Genomic DNA, 3,465 nt, shown 5'->3' with positions numbered 1-3,465 from the left:
CGCTCGCTTTCAGCTCCACTAAAGCCGTGGCGCTGTTTGGGCTCTGCGTCAGCCTTAACATCGCGCTAGCGGCGATCTTAGCGCAAGTTTTGGCGGCGAGCAAGAAAAGCTAATCAAGCGGGAGCCGAAAGTACTAAATAGACGCTATTTGCGTCGCTTGCAGATAAAATTTTATGAAAAAGTGTGCCGTAAATTTACGTAGCCGCGACGAATGAAAATTTAGTCTAATGCGCCGCGAGATAAAATTTAACTGATTAGCGCGAAATAAAATTTTAGATAAAATTTCGACCAAGCAAGCTGCGAACCGAAATTTAAAAAACAAGGTTGCGGGATAAATTTTAAAAGTTGATCTTTGGCGCAGCGTCTCGAAGCATGCTATTAAATTTGAACCTATGTAGTGTATTTTTAAATTTAAACCCTTGCGGCGCGTTATTAATTTAAATCTGCGCGCCGATCCGCCCTACTCGCCGCTTTTGCCCGCTTTTATCATCTTTATAAATTCCTTTGCGAGCTTGGATGGTTTTTTATACACGACCGAAAACGACACGTCCAAAAGCGGCTCATCCGCGACGTCAAAGAGCGTGATGTAGTCCTTTTGCGTCTCAAAAATATACCGCGCGAAGCTGAAGCTGACGCAAAGCCCCGCCGCGACCATCGCGTTAGCCACGTAAAAATAGGAGGTACCGCAAAAAATTTGAGGCGTAAAGCCCGCATTTTCGAAGATCTTTTTGAAATTCGACTCGCTTTTTAAAATTTTACTGCTAATTGCAAATTTATCGGATTTAAACTCGCTAAGTGCGATCTTGGGGTATTTCTCGGTAGAATTTATACTCGCTTGTGAAACGGCGGGATGGGAGGAGCAGACGCTTAGAAGCAGCCTGCGCTTTTTTATAAACTCGCACTCAAGCCCCTCTGCAGCAAGCTCGCCAAAGTGCGCGGCATAGACGATATCAAGCTCGCCGCTTTTTAGCATCTCGATGAGCGCGGGCTCGGAGTGAGCGTGCACGATCCTGATGTCAGCTTTGGAAAACCTGCTGTAAAACATCGCGATGATCTTTTCGATAAATTTAAAGCTGGTCGAGGTCGCGCCGATGACGAGCTTACCCGTCTTGATAGACGAAAGCCCGCGGATTTCGTTATTTAGCTCCTTATTGAGCCTAAGCATATTTTTCGCTCTGGCGATGTAAATTTCGCCCGCGTATGTAAGCTCAAGGCCGTTTTTCCTATCGAAAATTTCGATCCCGAGCTCCTTTTCTAAAAGCATAATGCTCTTAGAAAGCGACGGCTGCGCGATTCCAAGCTCGCTCGCCGCTTTTGTAAAGCTTTTAAGCTCCGAAATTTTTACCGCAAATTCCATATGTCGCAAGCTCATTTTTTGCCCCTTCGGTTGAAATTTTATAGCCTTTAGCTATTAAATTATATACCAAATAACATTTGACTTACATAAAGATTTAATATAAAATTACGACATTAATCTTTAAGATTAAAAAATCTCTAAGTAAAGGGGCAAAATATGCAGAGACGCGACATACTGAAAATGGGTATGGTAGGAGCCGGTGCACTTGCGTTTGGCGCGGTAAATGCGCAAGCAAGTGCTGTGGACGCAAAGGACGTCAAATTTGACGAAGAGTGGGATGTAATCATCATCGGTAGCGGCTTTGCAGGGCTTGCGGCGGGCTTAAAAGCAGCCGAGAAAGGCAATAAAGTCTTGATCCTCGAAAAGATGGGTCGTATCGGCGGAAACTCCGTCATCAACGGCGGCGGTATGAGCGTGCCGATGAATCCCGTGCAGGAAAAAACGGGCGTTAAAGACAGCAAAGAGCTATTTATGAACGACTGCCTAAAAGCAGGCCTTGGCATCAACCACCCCGAGCTTTTAAGCACCCTGGCCGATCGCGGCTTGGACGCGTTTAAATTCCTCGTCGATAGCGGCGTGCAATTTAAGATGGATCACTGCGCCCACTTCGGCGGACACAGCGTCGCGCGCTCGATGCTAACTACGAATGATAGCGGCTCTGGCTACATCCAGCCGATGCTTGAAAAATTTGAAGCGCTGAAAGATAAGGGCTGCGAGCTTCGCCGCCGCGCAAAATTTGACGATTTCGTAATGGACGGCGAGCGAGTAGCGGGCGTCGTGATCCGCGAGGAGTATAAATTTGATCCGAATCTCTACAGCGACGATCTTGAAAACACAAGCGGCACCAAAAAGACGCTCAAAGCCAAAAAAGGCGTAGTGCTCGCAGCGGGCGGATTTTGTCGCGATAAAATTTTCCGCAAGCTTCAAGATCCGCGCATCCCAGATGATGTCGATAGCACGAACCACCCGGGAGCCACTGCGGGCGTGCTGCTAAAAGCCTTTGAGATCGGCGCGTATCCGGTGCAGGTCTATTGGATCCAGTTCGGTCCGTGGGCGAGCCCCGATGAGAAGGGCTTCGGCACCGCTCCGATCCTAACTCAGCAAGGCACCTTTAAATACGGTATCGCCGTGGACGTTCGCACGGGCAAGCGCTTTATGAACGAGCTTGCAGATCGCAAGACTCGCGCAGATGCGGAATTTAAAATTTTACGCGAGGATCCAAAAGCCTATCCGATAACATTCGCCGATACCAAAATGGCGTTTAAAGACCTAAGCGAAGAGGTTATTTCTAAAGGCATGGCAAGCGGCAAGCTAGTGGGCGAATGCGCAAGCCTAGATGAGATCGCTAGCAAATACGGTGTGCCTGCAGATGCCTTAAAAGAGAGCGTCAAAAAATACAACGAAGGCGTGAAGGCGAAAAAAGACGAGTTCGGCAAGCAAGAAAGCGCGCTTAGCGAGATCAACGAAGCGGGACCTTTCTACGTCATCCGCCTCTCGCCGAAGCCTCACCATACAATGGGCGGCCTAAAGATCAACACCAAAGCCGAGGTCTTATCATCTAAAACCAATAAGCCGATCCCAGGCCTTTGGGCTGCAGGCGAGATCACCGGCGGAACTCACGGCGCGAGCCGCTTAGGCACCGTAGCGATCACAGACTGCATAGTTTTCGGAATGATCGCGGGCGAGCAGATCGCTTAGTTTAGTCGGAGCGTAGGCTCTCTTAAGCCTTGCCGGGCTACCGGTAAGGCGGTTTTTTAAAAGGTTGTAAATGAAAAATTTTAGTTTTACGGCATTAATTTTGTGCTGTATCATCGCGACTTTGTTCGGCGCGCCGTCTGCCAACGACGCCAACGCCACGACAATAGTCGTTTCGGATGAGCTTAGAGCAAAGTACAAACTAAAGCCGCACCACGAGCATTTGGCGTTTGACTGCGTCGATTGCCACGTAAATCAAGGAAGCGATCCGTCTAAATTTAAAAGCATCGGCGACAAGGGCTGTATCAGCTGCCACGGCGACAAAAAGCAGCTCGCTTTGAGGCTTAAATTTATGGATACGCTTAAGGCTAATCCGCATAACTCCGTCCACGACGGTCCTACGCTATACTGCG

3 protein-coding genes are annotated in these 3,465 nt (G+C 48.5%); 2 read left to right on the top strand and 1 reads right to left on the bottom strand.

Annotated features, from left to right (window positions below):
- Window positions 1-460: 460 nt before the first annotated feature.
- Window positions 461-1,372: a LysR family transcriptional regulator gene (locus Q0605_RS05205; RefSeq protein ID WP_298704858.1), complete on the bottom strand. Its 912-nt coding sequence runs from the start codon at window positions 1,370-1,372 to the stop codon at window positions 461-463.
- A 141-nt stretch (window positions 1,373-1,513) separates the two neighbouring features.
- Here Q0605_RS05205 and Q0605_RS05200 point away from each other — a divergent pair, with 141 nt between their 5' ends.
- On the top strand, window positions 1,514-3,055 hold the full coding sequence (locus Q0605_RS05200) for a flavocytochrome c (RefSeq protein WP_298704856.1): 1,542 nt from the start codon (window positions 1,514-1,516) through the stop codon (window positions 3,053-3,055).
- 70 nt (window positions 3,056-3,125) lie between these two features.
- On the top strand, window positions 3,126-3,465 hold a 340-nt coding region (locus Q0605_RS05195; protein ID WP_298704854.1), incomplete at its 3' end, for a cytochrome c3 family protein.

It is taken from the genome of uncultured Campylobacter sp., assembly GCF_938017705.1.
Lineage (GTDB): Bacteria > Campylobacterota > Campylobacteria > Campylobacterales > Campylobacteraceae > Campylobacter_B.
The sequence above is the reverse complement of the archived record's forward strand: the minus strand, read 5'-3'. Positions and strand labels throughout refer to the sequence as shown.

Bases quoted from the DNA above. Each gene is read 5' to 3' on its own strand.
- Q0605_RS05205 (WP_298704858.1), bottom strand. From the start codon at position 1,372: ATGAGCTTGCGACATATGGAATTTGCGGTAAAAATTTCGGAGCTTAAA.
- Q0605_RS05200 (WP_298704856.1), top strand. From the start codon at position 1,514: ATGCAGAGACGCGACATACTGAAAATGGGTATGGTAGGAGCCGGTGCA.